Origin of the sequence: Streptomyces tagetis (genome assembly GCF_018069565.1) — a bacterium.
Taxonomy (GTDB): Bacteria; Actinomycetota; Actinomycetes; order Streptomycetales; family Streptomycetaceae; genus Streptomyces; species Streptomyces tagetis.
Genome location: NZ_JAGPNL010000003.1, coordinates 261,364 through 283,070 on the forward strand (window position 1 = coordinate 261,364; position 21,707 = coordinate 283,070).

Below are 21,707 nucleotides of genomic sequence, written 5' to 3' on the forward strand. Positions count from 1 at the left end.
CTCCAGCCGTCTCCAGCACCCAACGCCTTGCCGACAGGTGCGAGGAACTCAGCCACCCGATCTCCTAGTCGACTCAGTGGTCCGGAGCCGGTGCCCGGCGTCGGTACCCTGGAGCGCCTGTCTACTGCCCCGGTTCGCGTTCGTTTCGCCCCGTCCCCGACCGGCATGTTCCATGTCGGTGGTGCACGGTCCGCTCTCTACAACTGGGCGGTGGCACGACAGTCCGGCGGCACGTTCGTCCTCCGCGTCGAGGACACCGACGTGGCCCGGAACAAGCCGGAGTGGATCGACGGCATCATCAACGCTTTGGCCGCGATCGGCATCCACGGCGAGGACGCCGCGTTCGAGGGCCCGTACTTTCAGTCGCACAACGCCGCGCGACACAGCGAGGCCGCTCAGCAGCTGTACACGGCGGGCCGGGCGTACTACTGCGACTGCACCCGAGAGCAGCTGAAGGAGCACACAGGTTCGGAGCACCTCGGGTACGACGGGTTCTGCCGTGAGCGCGGACTCGCGTTCGAGGAGGGGCGCGCGCTGCGGTTCAAGACCCCGAACGAAGGCGAGACCGTCGTGATCGACCTGATTCGCGGGGAGCCGGCGTTCCCGAACAACGAATCGAGGACTTCGTGATCGCCCGTGGTGACGGGTCCCCGGTCTTCCTCATCGCCAACGTGGTCGACGACCAGGACGAGGGCATCACGCAGGTCATCCGCGGTGAGGAGCATCTGTCGAACACGCCGAAGCAGCAGCTGCTGTGGGAGGCGCTGGGTGCGAAGCCGTCGGTGTGGGCGCACCTGCCGGTGATCGTGAACGAGAAGCGGCAGAAGCTTTCGAAGCGCCGTGACAAGGTCGCGCTGGAGGACTACCTCGCCGAGGGCTTCCTGCCCGAGGCGATGGTGAACTACCTGATGCTCCTCGGCTGGGGCCCTGGCGACGACCGGGAGATCATGCCGTACGAGGAGCTGGAGCAGCTCTTCCGGATCGAGGACGTCAACACCGCGCCGGCCTTCTTCGACGTGAAGAAGCTCATGGCATTCAACGGCGGCTACATCCGCGCACTCTCGCCGGAGCAGTTCGCCAACGCCTGCGCGCCATGGCTCGTCGCCCCGCACGCGCCATGGGCCCCGGAGGCGTTCGACAAGGACCTTTTCGAGGTGGCAGCCCCGCTGGCCCAGACCCGACTGGCGCTGCTGTCGGAGATCACCAGCTACGTGGACTTCCTGTTCCTCTACGAGCCGGTCGAGGACGAGGCGTCGTGGAACAAGGCGATGAAGGTCGGCGCCGGCGACATCCTGACCGATGCCCGTGCCGAGCTGGCTACGGTCGCGGACTGGAAGGCGGATGACCTGAAGGCCGTGCTGCTCGTAGTCGGCGAGAAGCACGGCCTCAAGCTGGGCAAGGCCCAGGCGCCCATCCGGGTCGCGGTCACCGGCCGGACGGTCGGACTCCCGCTGTTCGAGTCCATGGAGCTGCTCGGCCGGGACCGCGTGCTGGCCCGTCTGGATGCCGCGGCCAAGAAGCTGGCTGCAGCCCAGGCGTAGCCGTACCTCAGGCGACCTTTGCGAGGAGGTCGCCCCAGGCGTTGCCGAAGTTCCATCGTGAAAGACGCGGAAGCACGGATGGATGCCCCGCCCTGGACCCCTTCGTGACATGGAAGAGGTGCCGGTGTGACGGTCCGGCCTCACTTCAGGTGTCGGGTGAAGAACCGGGTCGCGCTGTCTCCCGCGGACTGCGGGACGCCGGTGTGCCCGCCCATGTGGGCGTGCAGGGACTTCTCCTTGGAGCCGAAGGCGTCGAACAGGTCCAGGGCCGCCTGCCGGTCGTTGCCTTCGTCGTCCCACTGCAACAGGACGTGCAGGGGAATGGTGACCTGCCGGGCCTCCTCGAACATGGTGCGGGGCACGAGACTCCCGGCGAAGAGACCGGCGGCCACGATGCGCGGCTCGACCACCGCGAGCCGGATGCCGATGGAGATCACTCCTCCCGAGTACCCGACCGGGCCGCCGATCCCGGGCAGCGAAAGGAGGGCGTCGAGGGCGGCCTGCCACTCCGGGACCGACTTCTCGACCAGCGGGAGGATGAGGGCGTCGACGGTCTCGTCGCTGACCGGCTCGCCGGCCTCCAGCGCCCGGCGCAGGTCGGCGCGGGCCTGCTCGGCGGCGGGCAGGCGGGGCCGGTCGCCGCTTCCGGGAAGCTCGATGGTGGCCGTGGCGAAGCCCTCCGCCGCGGAGTGCCGGGCCCGGACCACCAGTCGGGGGTACATCCTGCGCAGTCCGAGGGGAGGGTGGCCGAGAAGGATCAACGGCACCGGTGCGGATGCGGACGCGGACGCGGGTGTCCACAGGATGCCGGGGATCTCACCGAGGGTGAATTCGCGTTCGAGGACGCCGTCGTCGAGGCGCCGCTCGGAAGTGAAACGCATGGTCGTGCCTTTCGGGGATGCGCTGGAACGGCGCTCCCGGACGACCTATCGCCCGACCGTGACCCCGGAGGGGAGCACCCATGTCGACACTGCGTTCACGGGTACCACCTCCTCGCTCTCCGGCACGGCCTCCGGAAACGTAGCAGTGGTCGCCCTCCGCACGTCAAACGGGTTTCTGCGAAGCCTCCGCGGCCGGATGCCGGGGGCCGGGCGCGGCGAGAGCCCGGTAGCGGGGTGGGGCCGCGGGGGGCGGCCCGTGCTCCGGCACCGGGCTCCTGTTTCGGGGGGACGGACTACTCGCCGTCCTGCTCTACCGGCCTGTCCGCCTGGCCGGTCTCGTCCGCCTGGCCGGTCTCGTCGGCCCCGTCGGCCTCCTGCTCCAGGCCGAGCTGCTCCACGAGCCACCGGTCGAACTCGATGGCGGCGCGGACCCAGCTCACCGTGGAGGAGACGAAGTGCTCCAGGCTGACGCCCATGCCGATCAGCATCTGCGCCTCGCCGATGAGGCGGACGGTGCCGTCGTCGTGGGTGTGCGTGTAGACCTTGGGCCACAGGGTGCGGCGGTTCCAGTCGTCGACGGACTCCAGGAGCTGCGGCTTCTCGTCGATCTGGTGGGGGCGGTCGTAGAACGTCCGCACCGAGAAGACCTGCTGGTCACCCTCGCCGCGGAACATGAAGTACGTGCGGAACTGCTCCCACGGCGCCGCGAGGTCGCCCTCGTCGTCGACGACGTACTTCAGCTCCATCTGTTCCAGGAGCTGCTTCACGAGATCCTGATCCGGGACGACGGGGCCCGCCGGTCCTTGGGGCTGCGGGTCGGGCTGGCCCCCGAAATTCGGAATCGAGGACGGGTCGATGCTCACCGTGTATTTCCCTTCGTACGGATCTGGCCATCCTCCCTCATGCGGGGAGGGGGGTGGCAAGCCCGCCGGGCGGCGGGCTGCCACGGTCTGACGTGATCCGGCCGGTCGGCGGCGGCCGGCGGCCCGCCCGTCGCCGCGAGGGGCGGGCCGCCGTGCCCCGCGAGGGGGCGCCTACAGCGTCTTCGCGCCCGCCGGGCCGACGATCAGCTCGTCGCCGACGCGGTCCACGCGGACCGTGTCGCCGTCCTTGATCTCGCCGGAGAGGATCTCCCGGGCGAGCCGGTCGCCGATGGCGGTCTGCACCAGCCGGCGCAGCGGGCGGGCGCCGTAGGCCGGATCGTTGCCCTCGTCGGCCAGCCAGTCCAGGGCCTCGTCGGTGACCTCCAGGGCGAGCCGCCGCTCGGCCAGCCGCCGGGCGAGGGCGTCGATCTGGAGCCGGGCGATCCGGCCCAGCTCGTCCTTGGAGAGCGCCGAGAAGACCACGAGGTCGTCGAGCCGGTTCAGGAACTCCGGCTTGAAGGAGGCCCGCACCACCTCCAGGACCTGTTCCTTCTTCTCCGCCTCGCCGGTCAGCGGGTCGACCAGGTACTGACTGCCGAGGTTGGAGGTGAGCACGAGGATGGTGTTGCGGAAGTCGACGGTACGGCCCTGCCCGTCGGTGAGGCGCCCGTCGTCCAGGACCTGGAGCAGCAGGTCGAAGACCTCGGGGTGGGCCTTCTCCACCTCGTCCAGCAGGACCACGGTGTACGGGCGCCGCCGCACCGCCTCGGTGAGCTGGCCGCCCTCCTCGTAGCCGACGTAGCCGGGCGGGGCGCCGACCAGGCGGGCCACGCTGTGCTTCTCGCCGTACTCGGACATGTCGATGCGGACCATCGCCCGCTCGTCGTCGAAGAGGAACGCGGCGAGCGCCTTGGCCAGCTCCGTCTTGCCGACGCCGGTCGGGCCGAGGAAGAGGAAGGAGCCGGTGGGCCGGTCGGGGTCGGAGATTCCGGCCCGGGAGCGCCGTACGGCGTCCGAGACGGCCCGGACGGCCTCGGTCTGGCCGATCAGGCGCCGGCCCAGCTCCTCCTCCATCCGCAGCAGCTTCTGCGTCTCGCCCTCCAGCAGCCGGCCGGCGGGGATGCCGGTCCAGGAGGCGACGACGTCGGCGATGTCGTCGGCGCCGACCTCCTCCTTGACCATCGTGTCCCTGGCGACCTCCTCCTCGGCCTCGGAGGCGGCCTCCAGGTCCCGTTCCAGGGTGGGGATCTCGCCGTACAGCAGCTTGGAGGCGGTGTCGAAGTCGCCGTCGCGCTGGGCCCGTTCGGCCTGACCGCGCAGCTCGTCCAGGCGCTCCTTGAGCGCGCCGACCCGGTTGAGGGACTCCTTCTCCTTCTCCCAGCGGGCGGTGAGGTGGCGCAGTTCCTCCTCCTTGTCGGCGAGGTCGCGGCGCAGCCGGTCCAGGCGCTCGCGGGACGCCTCGTCGGTCTCCTTGCTCAGCGCCAGCTCCTCCATCTTCAACCGGTCGACGGAGCGCTGGAGTTCGTCGATCTCCACCGGGGAGGAGTCGATCTCCATGCGCAGCCGCGAGGCGGCCTCGTCGACGAGGTCGATCGCCTTGTCGGGCAGGAAGCGGGAGGTGATGTAGCGGTCGGAGAGGGCCGCGGCGGCCACCAGCGCGCTGTCGGCGATCTGGACCTTGTGGTGGGCCTCGTAGCGGCCCTTGAGCCCGCGCAGGATGGCGATGGAGTCCTCGACGGTCGGCTCGGCCACCAGCACCTGCTGGAAGCGCCGCTCCAGCGCCGGGTCCTTCTCGATCCGCTCCCGGTACTCGTCCAGGGTGGTCGCGCCGACCATGCGCAGTTCGCCGCGGGCGAGCATGGGCTTGAGCATGTTGCCGGCGTCCATGGCGGAGTCGCCGCCCGCGCCGGCGCCGACGACGGTGTGCAGCTCGTCGATGAAGGTGACGATCTGCCCGTCGGAGTCCTTGATCTCCGCGAGGACCGTCTTCAGCCGCTCCTCGAACTCGCCGCGGTACTTGGCGCCGGCGACCATCGCGCCGAGGTCGAGCGAGACCAGCCGCTTGCCGCGCAGCGACTCGGGCACGTCGCCCTTGACGATCCGCTGGGCCAGCCCCTCGACGACGGCGGTCTTGCCGACGCCGGGCTCGCCGATGAGGACGGGGTTGTTCTTGGTGCGGCGGGAGAGCACCTGCACGACCCGCCGGATCTCCTGGTCGCGCCCGATGACGGGGTCCAGCCCGCCCTCGCGGGCGGCGGCGGTCAGGTCGGTGCCGAACTTCTCCAGCGCCTTGTACTGGCCCTCGGGGTCGGCGGTGGTCACGCGGCGCCCTCCCCTCGCCTTGCGGAAGGCGTCCTGCAACTTCTGCGCACCGGCTCCCTGTCCCTCCAGCACCTCACCGGCCGCGCCGCCCTTCGCGGCGATGCCGAGGAGCAGGTGCTCGGTGGAGAGGTACTCGTCCCCCAGCTCCTTGGCGCGCGCCTGGGCGTCGGCGACCACGGCGAGCATCTCACGGCTGGGCTGCGGCGGGGCGACGGTGGAGCCGGTCACGCTGGGCAGCGCGGACAGCACCCGCTCGGCGCCGGAGCGCACGGCCGCGAGGTCGGCCTCGACGGCGGCGAGCAGGTCGGTGATGTTCTCGTTGTCCTGGCCCTGGAGCAGCGCCAGGAGCAGGTGGGCGGGGGTGAGGTCGGGGTGTCCGTCGGTCACGGCGCGGCTGGTGGCCGCGTTGATCGCGTCCCGGCTCCGGTTGGTCAGCTCGGCGTCCACGTTCTGGCTCTCCTCCTCGGGTTCGGCGGTGCGCCCTGTCTCCCAGTGCTGACATGCTCAGCGTGTACAAAGTTGAGTCTATTCCACTCAAGGGGAAAACGGCACGCACCACGGGCACGAGAACGGGCCGGGCGGGCAGGAGCCGAGCGGGCAGGGGCCGAAACAGGCAAGGGCCGAACAGGCAGGGAGAGCGGGCGTTCCGGCGCCGAGGGCAGAGGGAGGCGGCCCGAGCGCCCAGGAGGGGGCGGGAGCACCGCCCGGGGCGCGCGCCACCGGACCGGTGGGCGGCGGCGGGCGGCGGCGGTCCGCCGCGCGAGTGTTTTTTCGGCCAGGCTCAGAACCGGCCGACGTCGTGACATGTCCCCGGAAAACGACAGCGGCGTCACCGTGTTCAGGTCACGGTGACGCCGCTGCGGGGGGAAGCGCCTGAGCGATCTTTTACGACGGGGGAATCGCGTCAGGCACTGCGGGGGGTGGCCGAGATGGTCCTCAGGTCGGAATCCTCCGGCTCGCCGAGCCGGTGGTCCCGCTGATCCAGGTTCACAAAGATCATTCCGTACCGGATGGCACACCGCACGGGCTGCGGCGCCCCCCGAGGCCGCCGCAGGCACCGGTACGCCCGTACGTCACCGTCCTCCTCCAGCGTGACCACGACCGGCTCACCGAAGACCGTCACCATCAGCGAGTCGCCGGCGTGGGGGAGCGCGGTGACCAGATCGATGAAGTGCCAGCCGGAACGGTAGGCCGTCGCCATCTCGCGGCGGAAGGAGCGGTCGTCAGGTGGAGTAGTCATGTCACGACCAGATGGTGTCATTCGTGATGGCACGCGCGTCCTGGCCGGCGGATGCGGCGGACACCACTGACCCGGCACTGCTCGCTCGCCCGTCGTTGTGCGCAGTGGCGAGGCCATTCAGCGTTCCGAAGGCCACAACGGCGGAGAAGGCGGCGACAAGCACCGAGCGAAGCAATCTCTTAGACATAGTCGGCTTCGTCCTCACTTGAAGGTCCCCTCTTCCCCCGTCGGATAAGACGATGGCTCATTCAGGCACGTCATGGCCACACGATCGGTGCATCATGTTCCTGCATGTTCAGGACCCTGGGGGGTGGAGATTTGACAATAAATCGGACCAACGAGACACATCCCCACAGCATTACTGAACTGTGCGGGGAGGGAGGGCGTCTCTACGCGAACGCGCTGCGCACAGGACGTATCGCCCGCGCGGACGTGGCGCCCGCCCCGTGCCTCATGGAACTCGCGCTCCTGCACCCCGACCCCGACGACGCCGACTGGCTGCGCCCGGTGGCCCCCTCGGTCGCCCTCGCCCAGCGGCTCAATCCCATCGAACAGGAGATCGCCGACCGCCGCCGCACCTCGATCGAACTGGCCGAGGCGTTCGAACCGTTCATGGCGCTCAGCGCCCAGGGCGCCACCCCCACCCACTCGATCGCCGTGCTGGAGGGGCTCGACCGCATCAACTCCGCGCTCGACCTCGCCACCAACCAGTGCACCAACGAGGTGCTGACCGTCCAGCCCAGCGCCCGCCACCCCGAACGCCGCGTCATCGAGGGCCTGGAGCGCGACAAGACCCTCACCGAGCGCGGGGTACGCATCCGCACCCTCTACCAGCACACGGCCCGCTACAGCCCCGAACGGCTCGCGTACGTCGACCGGTTCACCAACGGCAAGGCCGAGTACCGCACCATCGACGAACTCGTCGAGCGCCTCATCATCTGCGACGAGACGGTCGCCTTCATCCCCGTGCGCGACGACCGCCAGGTCGCCCTGGAGATCCGCCACCCCGGACTCGTCGGCTACCTGGCCAAGGTCTTCGAGTTCATGTGGGGCCGCGCCGTCCCGCTCAGCGCCGGCGCCCCCTACGAGACCGCCCCCGACGGCATCACCGACATCCAGCACTCCATCGCCAAACTCCTCGTGGAGGGCCACGTCGACGAGGCCATCGCCCGCCGCCTCGGCATGAACGTACGCACCTGCCGTGCTCACATCGCCAAGCTGGCCACCGCCCTCGGCAGCGGCAGCCGCGCCCAACTCGGCTACCTCATCGCCCAGTCGGGCATCCTCGAACAGGACCAGCCGGCCTCCGGCGAAGGGCGGCGCCCGTGACCGCACCGGCGCACCCCGAGGAGAGCGGTCCGCACCCGGGGCACGGCCCGGAGGACCTGTGCCCGGCCGGCACCGAGCTGTACGCACGCGCCCTTCGCGAAGGACGGCTGCCCACCGCGGAGGCCGGGGCGGCGCCCTGCCTCGCCGAGTTCGGCCTCTTGCAGCCCGCCGTGGGCGCCCCGCGGTGGGTGGAGCCGGTGGCCCCCGCCGTCGCCCTGCACCGGCTGCTCGCCGCCTCCGCGCGCCGCGTCGCCGACGAACGCCGCCGCGAGGCCCGGCTCGCCGAGACCTTCGAACCCCTGATGCGCATCGACGGCCGCCGCACCGCCGGCGAGGACACCGGCGCCCTGCGCGTCCTGAGCGGTCTGCCCACCATCAACCAGGCCATCGGCGAGGCCATGGCCGAGGCCACCGCCGAACTCCTCTGCGTCCAGCCGAGCGCCCACTACGCCGGGCGGCGCGGCGAGGTGATGCACGAGGTCTCGCTCCGCCGCGACCAGGCCATGCTCGACCGCGGCGCCCGCATCCGCGCCCTCTACCAGCACACCCAGCGCCACCTGCCGCTGGTCCGGGCCCGCTACGAGCAACTGCGCGGCGACGCCCAGGCCCGCTCCCTGGACGAGGTCACCGACCGGCTCATCGTCGTCGACCGCCGGATCGCCTTCATCCCCGCCGAGGAGGACGCCACCCTCGCCCTGGAGGTCCGCCACCCCGCGCTCATCTCCTACTTCACGACCACCTTCGAGCGCCTGTGGCGGCTCGCCACGCCCATGTACCCCCAGACGGCCCCGCTGCCCTCCCTGGGCGGCGTGACGCCCCGCCAGCGGGCCATCGCGGCCCTCCTGGTCGAAGGGCACACCGACACCGCCATCGCCGCGCGCCTCGGCATGAACGTCCGTACCGCCCGGGTGCACATCGCCAAGCTCGCCGCGACCCTCGGCAGCGAGAGCCGCGCCCAGCTCGGCTACCTCATCGGGCGGTCGGGGCTCCTCGACCCGGAAGCCGCCCCGGGGCGCTGACCCCCGCGGCCGGGCCCGGCGGACCGTCCAGGCCCGCCTGCGCGATCCGCACCCCGAGCTGGGTGCGGCTGGCCGCGCCGAGCGTCTCGGAGAGGCGGGCGATGTGGGCCCGGCAGGTGCGCACGCTGATCCCCAGCCGCTCGGCGATCACCGCGTCCTGGTGCCCCTCGGCCAGCAGCGCCGCGATGGAGCGCTCCCGGTGGGAGATGCCCTCGATGCCGGTGTCCGGCAGCGGCGCCGTCAGCGGGAGCGCCAGCCGCCACATCCGCTCGAAGACCGTCACCAGATAGGAGACGAGCGCCGGGTGCCGCAGCTCCAGCGCCATCGTGCGCTCGGCGTTGGCCGGGATGAAGGCGACCGTGCGGTCGAAGAGGATGAGCCGGTCGACGACCTCGTCCAGGGTCCGCGCCTCCACCGTGTCGCCCATCAGCTCCAGGTAGTTGAGCAGCCCCTGCCCGTGCCGGGCCACGTGCGTGTAGAGGTCCCGCATCCGCACCCCGCGCCCGCGCAGCGCCAGCGCCCGGTGCAGCCCCTCCGACAGCTCGTGCTCACGCCGGATGCCGCCCGGCTGCACGGTGAGCACCTCCGAGGCGCACGCCTCCGTCGCCTCGTCCATCGCCGCCTGGATGCGGGCCAGTCCGTCCAGCACCCGGATCGCGGTGCCCTCGGTGCCGGGCGGCGCCCCGAGCCGGCTGCCGAGGCCCGCGTACCACTCGAAGGCGGCCACCGCCGCGCCGACCCGGCGCTGGCCTGCGCTGACCTCGTCGTACACCTCGCGCAGCAGCCGGGTCATGACCTCCTGCGGGGACGTCGGCACCAGCCAGTCCATGTCGTCCGGGTCGGGGTGCAGCAGGGCCAGTTCCAGCAGGCACGGCACCGGCTCGGCGTCCCGGCGGGCGACCCGGCCGCGGCGCACGGCCCGGGAGTACACGCGGTCCCCGGCCGTGCACAGCCGGTCGGCACCGTGCGGATGCTCCTCCGTCCCGTGCCCGGCCATCGCCCATCCCACCCCCGGTTCCGGCTGCTTCCGCAGCGCAACTATGCGTGGCCGGGACCGGGTCCGCAACACGGGTCGGCAGGGGGCGGCGGCCGGTTGGCGCCGGTTGCACGGGTATGCCCGGACGGTCCGCCGCGCCGGTCCGGGCTGGTCCGCGCCGGTCCGGGCCGGTCGGCGAGGCCCGGACGGCGGGGGCCGGACAAGCGGGGGCCGGACAAGCGGGGACCGACGGGACGGGACCAACGGGACGGGACCGGTCAGCGGAGACCGGTCAGCGACGTCCGGTCACTTCAGCCCGATCTCCGTGCAGGCCGTCGCGTACTTGCCGGTGCAGATGTCGGAGATCTTGTAGATGCCGTCCGCGACCACCGTCGCCTTGATGTTCTCCTTCGTCAGCGCCACCACCGGCACCAACTGCGCCGGGATGCCCTTGTGGGTGGGGCTGTCGACCTTGTCGCGGGTGAGCGCGTCGAACTGGATGTCCCGGCCCTGCACGCGCGCCACGGCCATCTCGGCCGCGTTCTCCGCCTCGCGCGGGTAGGACTTGTACACGCTCATGTACTGCTCGCCCGTGATGATCCGCTGCACCGCCGGGAGTTCGGCGTCCTGCCCGGTGATCGGGGGCAGATCGGTCACCCCGGCGGCCTCCAGGGCCTTGATGACCCCGCCGGCCATGCCGTCGTTGGCGGAGTAGACGGCGGCGATCTGGTCCGCGCCGATCGCGGCGATCGCCTCGGCCATGTTCGCCTGGGCGTTCTCCGGCTTCCAGTCCTTGGTGTCGTACGACTTGGCGATCGTCACCTTGCCGTTCAGCTCGGAGAGCGCCCCCGCCTTGAACTGCTTGGCGTTCGGGTCGGTCGACGAGCCGTTCATCATGACGACCTTCTCGGAGCTGCTGCCGCTGACGCCCAGCGCCTCCAGCAGGGAGCGGCCCTGGACCTCGCCGACCAGCGCGTTGTCGAAGGAGATGTAGGCGTCGATCGGGCCCTCGGCGAGCCGGTCGTAGGCGATCACCGGGATGCCCGCGTCCTTCGCCTTCTGCACCCCGTCCGCGATCGCGTGCGCGTCCACCGCGTCCAGCACGATCACGTCGACCTTGTCGTCGATCATCTGCTGCAACTGGTCGTTCTGCTTCGCCGCGCTCGATTCGGCGTTGGCGTACTCGACCTTGCCCTGCTCACGCGTGAGGTCGGCGACCTTCGCCTTGAAGAAGGGGTAGTCGAACTCCTCGTACCGCGTGTTCTCCTTCTCGGGGAGCAGCAGGCCGACGGTGATGTCGTTGCCCTTCGACGGACTCGCACCTCCGCCGTTCTCGGATGCCCCCAGTACGCCGCAGGCGCCCAGTGAGACGGTCAAGGCGGACACGGCCGCGGATATGGCGATACGACGCATGCAGGAGCTCACTTCTGGTGACTTACGGACGCGGGTGCCGCATTGCAACCCAGGTGACTGAAAAGCCAACGCGTCGGCGCACCCACCGTCAAGCGGAACCACTTAACGAGATGACAACACCACGCTCCGCAGTCATGGTGAAGACGGAGCGGAACCGCCTCCCAACTCCCTTCACACGGACTCCATCAGACATGCATGTACGAGGCACGCACCACCCCCGCCCGGAAACGTGCCGGGGGCCCGGAGGTTCCGCCGAACCTCCGGGCCCCCGGGCCGTGTGTCACCGGCGCCGTCAGTCCGGCGCCTGCTGCTGCCGCTTGGGCCGCCACACCACCAACGCGCTGGTCTGCTGGACCTCCTGGTACGGGACCAGGTCACGGCGGTAGGAGGCGTGCACCGCGGCCTCCCGCTGCCGCATCGCGGTCGCCGCGCCGTCGAGGGCGGACTCCAGCTCCGCTATGCGGGACTGGAGCGCGGCGACCTGGTTCTCCAGTTCGATGATGCGCTTGATACCGGCCAGGTTGATGCCCTCGTCCTGCGACAACTGCTGCACCTGCCGGAGCAGTTCGATGTCACGGGCAGAGTAGCGCCGGCCTCGCCCGGCCGCCCGGTCGGGGGAGACCAGGCCCAGGCGGTCGTACTGGCGGAGGGTCTGCGGATGCAGACCGGAGAGCTGGGCCGCCACCGAGATGACGTAGACCGGGGTGTCCTCGGTCAGTTCATACGGGTTGCGCCGACGACCGTCCATCTCTCTCAAGCTCCCTTCGCCGCCTGGAACAGCTCCGCTCGCGGGTCCTCGTCCACGGTCACCTCGCGATACGCCTCCAGTGCGTCACGAGCCTTCCCCGTCAGCTCCGTCGGGACACTCACCTCGACGGTGACCAGGAGGTCGCCGCGGGTACCGTCCTTGCGGACCGCGCCCTTGCCCCGGGCGCGCATGGTGCGGCCGTTGGGCGTGCCCGCCGGGAGCTTCAGCGTGACGGGCGGCCCGCCGAGCGTCGGCACCCGCACCTCCCCGCCGAGCGCCGCCTCCGGGTAGGTGACCGGGACGGTGACGGTGAGGTTGTCGCCCTTGCGGCCGAAGACGGGGTGTTCCTTGACGTGGACGACCACGTACAGGTCGCCCGCGGGACCGCCCCGCTCGCCGGGCGCCCCCTTGCCCCGCAGCCGGATGCGCTGTCCGTCCGCCACCCCGGCCGGGATGCGGACCTGCATCGTGCGCGAGGACTTGGCGCGGCCCGAGCCGTGGCAGATGTCGCAGGGGTTCTCCGCGATCAGACCGCGGCCCTTGCAGTCGGGGCAGGGGTCGGTGAGCGAGAAGCCGCCCCCGGAGCCCCGCGCGACCTGCCCGGTGCCGACGCAGGTCGGGCACACCCGGGGGGTGCCGTTCTTGTCGCCGGTGCCCGAACACGCCTTGCAGGGCTGCTGGGAGGACATCCGCAACGGCACCGTGGCCCCCTCGATGGCCTCGGTGAAGCTCAGCGTGACCTCGGACTCGATGTCCTGGCCGCGCCGGGGCTGGGTCCGCGTGCCGGTGCCGGTGCCGGTCCCGGTGCGGTTGAACAGCCCGCCGAAGACGTCGCCGATGCCGCCGCCGAAGCCGCCGGCACCGCCGCCGCCCTGGCCGCCGCCACCGCCGCCGCCTCCGAAGAGGTCGCCCAGGTCGAAGTTGAAGGAGCCGCCGCCCGCGCCCGGCCCCGGGCGGTATCCGCCGCTGCCGAAGAGGGCGCGGGCCTCGTCGTACTCCTTGCGCTTCCTGGGGTCACCGAGGATGTCGTTGGCCTCGGAGATCTCCTTGAAGCGCTCCTCGGCCCGGAGGTTCCCCTTGTTGGCGTCCGGGTGGTACTCGCGGGCGAGCTTCCGGTACGCCTTCTTGATCTCGGCCTCGGTGGCGTCCTTGGGGACGCCGAGGACCTTGTAGTAGTCCTTCTCGATGAAGTCCTTGGTGCTCATCCCCGGCGTCCCTCCTCTCGTGCGTACGCGGCTGCGGTGTGCGGGGTGCCCTCGTACGACGTGACGTCAGCCCTCCTCCGGGCCACCGTTCTCCTTGTCTTCCGCGGACTCCGCGGCGTCCGCGGCCTCCGCGGACTCGGCCGGCTCCTCCGCCTTGACGGTCTGCGCGCCCGGCTGCGGCTCGGCCACCGCCACCCGCGCGGGGCGGATGGTGCGCTCGCCGATCCGGTACCCGGCCTGGAGAATCGCCACGCACGTCGTCTCGGTGACGTCGGGCGCGTACGAGTGCATCAGGGCCTCGTGGATCGTCGGGTCGAAGGGCTCGCCCTCCTTGCCGAACTGCTGGAGGCCCATCTTCGCCACGACCGTCTCCAGCGACTCGGCGACGGACTTGAAGCCGCCGACGAGTTCGCCGTGGTCCCGGGCGCGGCCGATGTCGTCGAGCACGGGCAGCAGTTCGGAGACGATGTTCGCGACCGCCATCTCCTTGACCGCGATCCGGTCCCGCTCCACGCGGCGGCGGTAGTTCTGGTACTCGGCCTGGAGGCGCTGGAGGTCCGCCGTGCGCTCGTTGAGCGCCGTACGGGCCTGGTCCAACTGGGCCACCAGGGCCGCCTTCTCGTTCGCGTCCCCGGCCGGGGCCGCCTCCTCCTGGGGGGCGGCCGTCGGCTCGGCGGCGTCAGGGGTGGCGCCGGAGGGGACGTCGGGCTTCTCCTCGAAGCCCGGGGTCTCCTCGGTCACGCCGCACCGTCCTTGCGCTCGTCGTCCACGATCTCGGCGTCGACGACGTCGTCGTCGGCCCTGGCCTGGCCCGCGTCACCGGCACCGCCGGCGGCCTGCGCGCCCTGGGCGTCGGCGTACATCGCCTGGCCCAGCTTCTGCGAGACGGCGGCGACCTTCTCGGTGGCCGTGCGGATCTCGGCCGGGTCCTCGCCCTTGAGCTTCTCCTTCAGCTCGGCGACGGCGGCCTCGACCTCGGTCTTGATCTCGCCGGGGACCTTGTCCTCGTTGTCCTTGAGGAACTTCTCGGTCTGGTAGACGAGCTGCTCGCCCTGGTTGCGGGACTCGGCGGCCTCGCGGCGCTTGTGGTCCTCCTCCGCGTAGCGCTCGGCCTCCTCGCGCATGCGGTCGACCTCGTCCTTCGGCAGCGAGGAGCCGCCGGTGACGGTCATCTTCTGCTCCTTGCCGGTGCCGAGGTCCTTCGCCGTGACGTGCATGATGCCGTTGGCGTCGATGTCGAAGGAGACCTCGATCTGCGGGACGCCGCGCGGCGCCGGGGGCAGACCGGTCAGCTCGAACATGCCGAGCTTCTTGTTGTACGCCGCGATCTCGCGCTCGCCCTGGTAGACCTGGATCTGCACCGACGGCTGGTTGTCCTCGGCCGTGGTGAAGATCTCCGAACGCTTCGTCGGGATCGTGGTGTTGCGCTCGATCAGCTTGGTCATGATGCCGCCCTTGGTCTCGATGCCGAGGGACAGCGGGGTGACGTCGAGGAGCAGGACGTCCTTGACCTCGCCCTTGAGCACACCGGCCTGGAGGGCGGCGCCGATGGAGACGACCTCGTCCGGGTTGACGCCCTTGTTGGCCTCCTTGCCGCCGGTCATCTGCTTGACCAGTTCGGCGACGGCGGGCATCCGGGTCGAACCGCCGACGAGGACCACGTGGTCGATCTCGCTGAGCTGGATGCCGGCGTCCTTGACGACGTTGTTGAACGGCGTCTTGCAGCGCTCCAGCAGATCGGCCGTGAGCTGCTGGAACTGGGCGCGGGTCAGCTTCTCGTCGAGGTGCAGGGGGCCCTCGGCGGAGGCGGTGATGTAGGGGAGGTTGATCGAGGTCTCCGTGGAGGAGGACAGCTCGATCTTGGCCTTCTCCGCCGCCTCGCGCAGCCGCTGGAGGGCCATCTTGTCCTTGGACAGGTCCACGCCGTGCCCGGACTGGAACTGCTTGACCAGGTAGTCGACGACGCGCTGGTCCCAGTCGTCACCACCGAGGTGGTTGTCGCCGTTGGTGGCCTTCACCTCGACGACGCCGTCGCCGATCTCCAGCAGCGAGACGTCGAAGGTGCCGCCGCCGAGGTCGAAGACGAGGATGACCTGCTCGTCCTTGTCGAGGCCGTACGCCAGCGCGGCGGCCGTCGGCTCGTTGACGATGCGCAGCACGTTCAGGCCGGCGATCTCGCCGGCCTCCTTGGTCGCCTGGCGCTCGGCGTCGTTGAAGTACGCCGGGACGGTGATGACCGCGTCGGTCACCTTCTCGCCCAGGTATGCCTCGGCGTCCCGCTTCAGCTTCTGCAGCACGAAGGCGCTGATCTGCTGCGGGTTGAAGTCCTTGCCGTCGAGGTTGATCTTCCAGTCGGTGCCCATGTGGCGCTTGACCGACCGGATGGTCCTGTCGACGTTGGTGACGGCCTGGCGCTTGGCGACCTCGCCGACGAGCACCTCACCGTTCTTGGCGAAGGCGACGACGGACGGCGTGGTCCTGGCGCCCTCGGCGTTGGTGATGACGGTGGGCTCGCCGCCCTCCAGAACGCTGACGACGGAGTTAGTCGTGCCCAGGTCGATGCCGACCGCACGTGCCATGGTGATTTCCTCCCGCTGACTTGAGTGGAACAGGCTCAAGTGTGCATGACGCCCTGCGCCGGGTCAACAGAGGTGAGTCGGGCGGACTCAACTCTTATCCGTTCCTTACGCGCAACGACATCGTGACCTGCGATTTCTCGCCGGGGGTGGCCTGCCGCACCGGAAAATCGGCCCGCCGAAGCGCCCCGGTCAGCGGTACGCCACGGTCGCTGAGCGGAGCGGGGCGGTTGTCGGGGAGGGGGCCGGGGTGGCCCTCGGGGAGGCGGCCCCAGTAGTGGTCGGTGTGGCCGTCGGGGCCTGCGCTCCGGTACGCGTCCCCGGGACCGGGGTACGTGCCCTCGGGGACGCCGGCGTACGCGTCACGCGCCCCGCGCCCTCCGCGCACCGGGAAGGCGCCCGTGCCGGTCGCGCCGGACGGGAGCCCGCGGGACACGCCCGTCGGGGCGCCGCTCTTGCGGAGTGCGGGCGACACGCCGTCGCGGCCGAAACGGAGCCGCCACGACACGCCGCTCCCCGCCGAGAACACCCGCGCCACGCCGATCCTTCCGTTCCGCGCCCTCCGCGACACGCCGCCACCGCCCCGCGGCGCCCGCGACACGCCGGTCGTGTCGGCAGAGTGCGCCCGCGACACGCCGGCCGTGTCGGCAGACCGTCCGCGCGACACGCCGGTCCGCGGCCCCGGGGGCGCCGCCGCCCGTACCAACACCGCGCGCGGCGACGTCCGTACCGGACGCACCCCCGTGGGCCGCGGGTCGCGCCGCGCTCCCCGGGTGCCCGCCCGGAGCACTCCCAGCACCAGGGCGGTCCAGCCGCCCGCCACCCACGCCACCGCGGTCTCCCCGGCCCCGCCGGTGTGCACGAGCACCCCCGCGACCACCCCGCAGAGCGCGCCGGCCCCGAGGAACACCACCGTGCCCTGCGCCGTGAGCCCGAGCCGCCGCAGCCGTTGCACGAGGTGCCCGGGACCGCGCGGACCGGCCCCGCGGGCGGACCGGCGCGCGAGCAGGAACAGCACGCCGTCGGCGCTCACCACGGCGGTCAGCACGAACAGCACCCCGGCGCCCGTCCCGGGCCCGTGCCCCGCCCGGGAGAAGACCGCTCCCCCGGCGAGCAGAAAACCGGTGAAGGCGGAGCCGGAGGTGCCCAGCGTGATCCGCGCGGGGTGCCAGTTGTGCAGGAGGAAGCCGGTCAGCGCGGCGGCGAGCACGCTCAGCAGCACCGCGAGCCCGTCCATCAGTTCCGCCGCCGCGCAGATGCCGACGCCGAAGGCGGTCACGACGCCGACCGTGCCCGCCGCCCCGTCGGCGTGGTCCAGCCCCCGGAAGGCGGTGGCGACCAGCGCGATCCACAGCGCCGCGCAGAGCCCGGCGGCGATCCCGGTCTCGGCGTACGGCACGGCGCAGGCGGCGGCGACGGCGGTACCGGCCAGCACCCAGCGCCGGCGCAGTCTGAGGAGGTCGGCGACCAGGCCGAGCCCGCCGACGGCCGCGGCGGCGGCGAGCAGCCGCCCGGTCCCCGAGCCGAGCGGGACGAGTCCGGCCCGGTCGCAGACGACGGCGACGAGGCAGGTGACGAGGAGGACGGCGACCCCGCCGAGCACCGGCACCGGGCGCCGGCGGCGCCGGTCGGTCAGGCCGAGGCGCAGGGCGGGGGCCCGCAGCAGTGCGGTGAGCAGCGCGGCGAGGAGGAAGGAGGCGGTGGCGGCGGCGATCCCGTAGAGCACGGGCACTAAACTAAGCCGAATATCACGATTTGCGATGAACCGCCTGCCCAGACCGGCGTGGCGGCGGCCGTCCGGAACGGCCACTCGCTGAGGCATGCCTCAGCGACGCAGATCACCGCCGCCCTGACTACAGTGCGGCAGGGGATACGGGTAGTCTCGGACCGACTGGGTAAGTTACCGCTTAGTAATCTCCGTTATCACCACACCCGTTCCCCCTCCGCCAACGCCTCAGCAGAACGCCTCGCAGGCCCGAGGAGCCCTTCATGCAACTCGCCGCGATCATCGTGTCGCTGGTCCTGACCGTGGTCGGCGTCGCATTGATCGCGCGCGCCATCGGCCAGTTCATCCGGTACTTCAAGCTGGGCCAGCCCGTGCCCGCCGGCACCCGCACCGACAACCCCTACCAGCGCAGCGTGACGCTGGTGAAGGAGTTCCTCGGCCACACCCGCATGAACGCGTGGGGCGTGGTCGGCGTCGCCCACTGGTTCGTGGCGGTCGGCTTCCTGACCCTGCCGCCGACCCTCGCCCAGGCTTTCGGCCAGCTCTTCAAGGCCGACTGGGTGCTGCCGGTCCTCGGCGGTTTCCTGCCGTTCGAGATGTACATCGAGTTCATCGGCGTCATGACCGTGCTCGGCATCGCCGTGCTCATCGTCATCCGCCTGCTGAGCCTGCCGTCCCGCCCCGGCCGCAAGTCCCGCTTCGCCGGCTCGAAGTCGGGCCAGGCGTACTTCGTCGAGTACGTCATCCTCACCATCGGCCTCGCCATCTACGTCCTGCGCGGCCTGGAGGGCGCCCTGCACGACGTGGGCCACTACGAGGCGTCGTACTTCGCCTCGTACCCACTGGTCCTCGCCTTCAAGGGCCTCGGCGTCACCACGCTGCAGAACCTGGTCTACCTGGTCGCCATGATCAAGATCGGGACCTCGTTCGTCTGGATGATCGTGGTCTCGCTCAACACCAACATGGGCGTCGCCTGGCACCGCTTCCTCGCCTTCCCGAACATCTGGTTCAAGCGCGAGGCCGACGGCGGGACGGCCCTGGGCGCCCTCCAGCCGATGACCTCGGGCGGCGAGCCGATCGACTTCACCGACCCCGGCGAGGACGACGTCTTCGGCGTCTCCCAGGTCGAGCAGTTCTCCTGGAAGGGCCTGCTGGACTTCTCCACCTGCACCGAGTGCGGACGCTGCCAGTCGCAGTGCCCGGCCTGGAACACCGGCAAGCCGCTCTCCCCCAAGCTCCTGATCATGTCCCTGCGCGACCACGCGCACGCCAAGGCCCCCTACCTGCTGGCCGGCGGCGGCAAGACCATGGAGGGCGAGGAGAAGGCGTCCGAGGAGCAGCTCGCCTCGGTGCCCGCGGCGGCGCTGGCGGAGGCCGAGCGCCCGCTGATCGGCACCGCGGAGGCTGCATCCGACAGCGGCTTCGCCGCGGGCGGCGTCATCGACCCGGACGTCCTGTGGTCCTGCACCACCTGCGGCGCCTGCGTCGAGCAGTGCCCGGTGGACATCGAGCACGTCGACCACATCGTCGACATGCGCCGATACCAGGTCATGATCGAGTCCTCGTTCCCGTCCGAGGCGGGCACGATGCTCAAGAACCTGGAGAAGAAGGGCAACCCCTGGGGCCTGGCGAAGAAGCAGCGCCTGGAGTGGCTCAAGGAGGTCGACTTCGAGGTCCCGGTCGTCGGCAAGGACATCGAGGACCTCACCGAGGTCGAGTACCTGTACTGGGTCGGCTGCGCCGGTGCCCTGGAGGACCGCGCCAAGAAGACCACCAAGGCGTTCGCCGAACTGCTGCACATGGCCGGCGTCAGCTTCGCCATCATGGGCGGCGACGAGAAGTGCACCGGTGACTCCGCCCGCCGCCTCGGCAACGAGCCCCTGTTCCAGGAGCTCGGCATGGAGAACGTCATGTCCCTCAACGCCGCCTTCGGCGAGGAGATGGACGACGACGGCAAGGTGACCGAGGAGTCGAAGAAGCCCAGGTCGGCGAAGAAGATCGTCGCCACCTGCCCGCACTGCCTCAACACCCTCGGCAACGAGTACCCGCAGATCGGCGGCGACTACGAGGTCGTCCACCACACCCAGTTGCTCCAGCACCTGGTGGACGAGGGCAAGCTGGTCCCGGTCACCCCGGTCGAGGGCATCATCACGTACCACGACCCGTGCTACCTCGGCCGCCACAACAAGATCTACACGCCGCCGCGCGAGATCATCGCCAGCGTCCCGGGCATCCGCAACGAGGAGATGCACCGCCACAAGGAACGCGGCTTCTGCTGCGGCGCGGGCGGCGCCCGGATGTGGATGGAAGAGCGGATCGGCAAGCGCATCAACGACGAACGCGTCGACGAGGCACTCGCCCTCAACCCCGACATCGTCTCCACCGCCTGCCCGTTCTGCCTGGTCATGCTGACCGACTCGGTCAACGGCAAGAAGAACGACGGCAAGGCCAAGGAGTCCATCCAGGTCGTCGACGTCGCCCAGCTCCTGCTGGAGTCCGTCAAGACCCCGGCCGACCCGGCCGGTGACCCGCAATCGGAGAACGAGCCGACGCCGGAGCCGGTGAAGTAACACCGCCCGCCCGTACGGACACCCCCAGGACCACGCCGTCCTGGGGGTGTCGGCGTCCCGGGAGGCCGCCGGTCCTCGACGGCCTCCCCGGCGGGCTCCTCGGCGGGCTCCTCGGCGGGCTCCTCAGCGGCCTCCTCGGCGGCGCTCCCGGGCGCGACTCAGGGGCGCACTCGGGGGCGTACCCGGGAAAGCCTCGGGGAGGAGCCCGTAGGGGATGTCACAGCTCGGCCGCAAACCCTCACCCGAACGGACCGCCCCCACACCTCACTCTCCGGGACCAGGTACGTTCGATGACGTGGCTGGATTCAGGATCGGACGCGGCCGGGACAACGGCGCTCCTCACGCGCGACCGCAACACCCTCCGTACGGGCAGCAGACGCCGCAGGGACCGTCGTACGGCGGCCCCGCCGCGCCGCGACCGCCGTACCCGCAGCAGCCGTACGGCGCCGGCGCCCCCGGCGGCTCGCCCTGGCCGAACGCCGGCGGGCACGGGGAGCCGGAGTACTTCGGCGACGGCGGCTACCCGCAGGGCGGCCCGCAGGCCCCGCACGGCGGGGGCGTGCCGTACGACCCGTACGCGGCCAACAACCCGGGCCACACCCAGGCGTTCTCGCTCGGCGAGGACCCCTACGGCCAGGGCGACACCTACCGCGCCGGCACCGCCCCGCAGCCCGGCCCGATCGGGCCCCGCCTGCCCTGGAAGGACCTCCTCAAGGGCATCGTCCTCTCCCCCGACCGCACCTTCCTCCGGATGCGGGACTACACGATGTGGGCCCCCGCCCTCGTCGTCACCTTCCTCTACGGCCTGCTCGCGATCTTCGGCTTCGACACCGCCCGCGAAGACGCGATCAACGCCACCCTCGCCAACGCGATCCCGATCGTCCTGATCACCGCGGTCGCCATGGTGCTCAGCGCCTTCATCCTCGGCGTGGTCACGCACACCCTCGCCCGCCAGCTCGGCGGCGACGGCGCCTGGCAGCCGACGGTCGGCCTCTCCATGCTGATCATGTCCATCTCGGACGCACCGCGCCTGGTCTTCGCCCTCTTCCTCGGCGGCGACGCGTCGTTCGTGCAGATCCTCGGCTGGGCCACCTGGGTCGCCGGCGGCGCGCTGCTGACCCTGATGGTCTCCCGCTCGCACGACCTCCCCTGGCCCCGCGCGCTGGGCGCCTCGGCCATCCAACTCGTCGCCCTGCTCTCCCTGGTCAAACTGGGCACGCTGTAGTCCGCGGCCATCCGGCACAGGGCGTCGGTGCGTCCGCACCAGCGCCGCACCGCCGTACGCGAGTTGGGGCCGT

The 21,707-nt window shown here is 71.1% G+C and carries 15 protein-coding genes and 1 pseudogene; 5 read left to right on the plus strand and 11 right to left on the minus strand.

The window, feature by feature from the left end; genetic code table 11:
• Positions 1-165: 165 nt before the first annotated feature.
• Positions 166-1,541 (plus strand): annotated as a pseudogene (gltX, locus tag J5Y05_RS13250) (glutamate--tRNA ligase).
• A 140-nt stretch (positions 1,542-1,681) separates the two neighbouring features.
• Here gltX and J5Y05_RS13255 read toward each other — a convergent pair.
• The 4 genes from J5Y05_RS13255 to J5Y05_RS13270 all read right to left on the minus strand — a co-directional run bounded on the left by J5Y05_RS13255 (position 1,682) and on the right by J5Y05_RS13270 (position 6,847).
• Entirely contained in the window at positions 1,682-2,422 is a 741-nt protein-coding gene (locus J5Y05_RS13255; protein WP_210871880.1) for an alpha/beta hydrolase, read from the minus strand.
• Between the two features lie 293 nt (positions 2,423-2,715).
• The gene (locus tag J5Y05_RS13260; RefSeq protein WP_210871883.1) at positions 2,716-3,285 is read right to left on the minus strand and encodes a YbjN domain-containing protein; all 570 of its coding nucleotides are present in this window, start codon (positions 3,283-3,285) and stop codon (positions 2,716-2,718) included.
• Between the two features lie 171 nt (positions 3,286-3,456).
• On the minus strand, positions 3,457-6,054 hold the full coding sequence (gene clpB / locus J5Y05_RS13265) for an ATP-dependent chaperone ClpB (protein ID WP_210871885.1): 2,598 nt from the start codon (positions 6,052-6,054) through the stop codon (positions 3,457-3,459).
• 457 nt (positions 6,055-6,511) lie between these two features.
• On the minus strand, positions 6,512-6,847 hold the full coding sequence (locus J5Y05_RS13270) for a Rieske (2Fe-2S) protein (protein ID WP_210871887.1): 336 nt from the start codon (positions 6,845-6,847) through the stop codon (positions 6,512-6,514).
• Positions 6,848-7,138: 291 nt separating this feature from the next.
• Here J5Y05_RS13270 and J5Y05_RS13275 point away from each other — a divergent pair, with 291 nt between their 5' ends.
• Both J5Y05_RS13275 and J5Y05_RS13280 read left to right on the plus strand, forming a co-directional pair.
• Entirely contained in the window at positions 7,139-8,176 is a 1,038-nt protein-coding gene (locus J5Y05_RS13275) for a helix-turn-helix transcriptional regulator (protein ID WP_210871889.1), read from the plus strand.
• On the plus strand, positions 8,173-9,195 hold the full coding sequence (locus J5Y05_RS13280) for a helix-turn-helix transcriptional regulator (protein ID WP_210871891.1): 1,023 nt from the start codon (positions 8,173-8,175) through the stop codon (positions 9,193-9,195). Before J5Y05_RS13275 ends, J5Y05_RS13280 begins: the two co-directional genes overlap by 4 nt.
• On the opposite strand, the gene J5Y05_RS13285 is transcribed toward J5Y05_RS13280, so the two are convergent.
• The 7 genes from J5Y05_RS13285 to J5Y05_RS32620 all read right to left on the minus strand — a co-directional run bounded on the left by J5Y05_RS13285 (position 9,146) and on the right by J5Y05_RS32620 (position 17,839).
• Positions 9,146-10,192, minus strand: coding sequence for a helix-turn-helix transcriptional regulator (locus J5Y05_RS13285; RefSeq protein ID WP_210871894.1), 1,047 nt, complete (start codon positions 10,190-10,192; stop codon positions 9,146-9,148). The two genes, J5Y05_RS13280 and J5Y05_RS13285, sit on opposite strands and share 50 nt — an antisense overlap.
• A 285-nt stretch (positions 10,193-10,477) precedes the next feature.
• Positions 10,478-11,596 (minus strand): sugar ABC transporter substrate-binding protein, encoded by a 1,119-nt coding sequence (locus J5Y05_RS13290; protein WP_504740148.1) that lies wholly within the window; start codon positions 11,594-11,596, stop codon positions 10,478-10,480.
• A gap of 280 nt (positions 11,597-11,876) precedes the next feature.
• Positions 11,877-12,332 carry a heat shock protein transcriptional repressor HspR gene (locus J5Y05_RS13295; RefSeq protein WP_210871897.1) on the minus strand — a complete coding sequence of 152 codons (456 nt, stop codon included), beginning with the start codon at positions 12,330-12,332 and terminating at the stop codon, positions 11,877-11,879.
• A gap of 5 nt (positions 12,333-12,337) precedes the next feature.
• Positions 12,338-13,537, minus strand: coding sequence for a molecular chaperone DnaJ (dnaJ, locus tag J5Y05_RS13300; RefSeq protein WP_210871899.1), 1,200 nt, complete (start codon positions 13,535-13,537; stop codon positions 12,338-12,340).
• A 66-nt stretch (positions 13,538-13,603) separates the two neighbouring features.
• Positions 13,604-14,278 (minus strand): nucleotide exchange factor GrpE, encoded by a 675-nt coding sequence (gene grpE, locus J5Y05_RS13305; protein ID WP_210871901.1) that lies wholly within the window; start codon positions 14,276-14,278, stop codon positions 13,604-13,606.
• Positions 14,275-16,116 (minus strand): molecular chaperone DnaK, encoded by a 1,842-nt coding sequence (gene dnaK / locus J5Y05_RS13310; protein WP_210871907.1) that lies wholly within the window; start codon positions 16,114-16,116, stop codon positions 14,275-14,277. Before dnaK ends, grpE begins: the two co-directional genes overlap by 4 nt.
• Before the next feature lie 94 nt (positions 16,117-16,210).
• The gene (locus J5Y05_RS32620; protein ID WP_210871909.1) at positions 16,211-17,839 is read right to left on the minus strand and encodes an MraY family glycosyltransferase; all 1,629 of its coding nucleotides are present in this window, start codon (positions 17,837-17,839) and stop codon (positions 16,211-16,213) included.
• A gap of 263 nt (positions 17,840-18,102) precedes the next feature.
• Between J5Y05_RS32620 and J5Y05_RS13320 the strand changes: the two genes are divergently transcribed.
• The gene (locus J5Y05_RS13320) at positions 18,103-20,409 is read left to right on the plus strand and encodes a (Fe-S)-binding protein (RefSeq protein WP_210871912.1); all 2,307 of its coding nucleotides are present in this window, start codon (positions 18,103-18,105) and stop codon (positions 20,407-20,409) included.
• A gap of 214 nt (positions 20,410-20,623) precedes the next feature.
• Complete coding sequence (locus J5Y05_RS13325; RefSeq protein WP_210871914.1) at positions 20,624-21,634, plus strand: Yip1 family protein; 1,011 nt, start codon at positions 20,624-20,626, stop codon at positions 21,632-21,634.
• The last annotated feature ends 73 nt before the right edge of the window (positions 21,635-21,707 follow it).